A 974-nucleotide genomic window follows, 5' to 3' on the forward strand; every position below is an offset into this window, starting at 1 on the left:
TCGGATTTCCTGACCTCCGGCACCCCGTTCGAGCACGGTGAGGTGGTCGGTACCGATATCGCCGATATCGTCTACACCTCGGGCACGACCGGTCGCCCCAAGGGCGTCATGATGAACCATTTACAGACCCTGCGGCTCTACACGGAATGGTGTGATCTGGCCGATCTGCGCGAGGGTGACCGGTACCTGATCGTCAACCCGTTCTTCCACACCTTCGGATACAAGGCCGGCCTGGTCGCCTCGCTCATCCGCGGCGCCACGATCCTGCCGGTACCGATCTTCGACGTGGATCGGGTACTCGAGCTGGTCGCGCGTGAACGGGTCACGATGCTGCCCGGCCCGCCGACGCTCTACCACTCCCTGCTGCAAGCCGGTAACACCCATGATCTCTCGTCGCTGCGTTCGGCGGTCACCGGCGCGGCCGACATCCCGGTCGACCTGATCCGCCGGATCAGCCAGGAACTGCCGTTCCGGTCGATCATGACCGGCTACGGACTCACCGAAGCGGGCACCGCGACCGCCTCACGCCCCGGCGACACCTTCGAACAGATCGCCACCACCGCCGGACAGGCCTGCGACGGAGTCGAACTCGCCATCGCCACCGACGGAGAGATCCTCGTACGCGGCTACAGCGTCATGCAGGGCTACCTCGACGACCCGAAAGCCACCGCCGAAGCCATCGACGCCGAAGGCTGGCTACACACCGGCGACCTCGGCAGCCTCGACGCCCAAGGCCGTCTACGCATCGACGGGCGCAAGAAGGACATGTACATCGTCGGCGGCTTCAACGTCTACCCCGCCGAGATCGAAGGCTTCCTCATCCAACACCCCGCAGTCGCCCAAGCCGCCGTCATCGGCGTGCCCGACGAACGGATGGGCCAGGTCGGACGCGCCTACATCGTCGCCGAGCAGCCGATCACCGAGGACGAACTCATCGAATGGAGCCGCGACCGCATGGCAGGCTTCAAGGTCCC

At 65.6% G+C, this 974-nt stretch carries 1 protein-coding gene; it reads left to right on the top strand.

The features are described from left to right. Positions 1-974, top strand: a 974-nt coding sequence (locus JZ792_RS41210) for an AMP-binding protein (RefSeq protein ID WP_216918417.1), incomplete at both ends; no start/stop codon positions are given.

Origin of the sequence: Nocardia noduli (assembly GCF_019038455.1) — a bacterium.
Taxonomy (GTDB): Bacteria; Actinomycetota; Actinomycetes; order Mycobacteriales; family Mycobacteriaceae; genus Nocardia; species Nocardia noduli.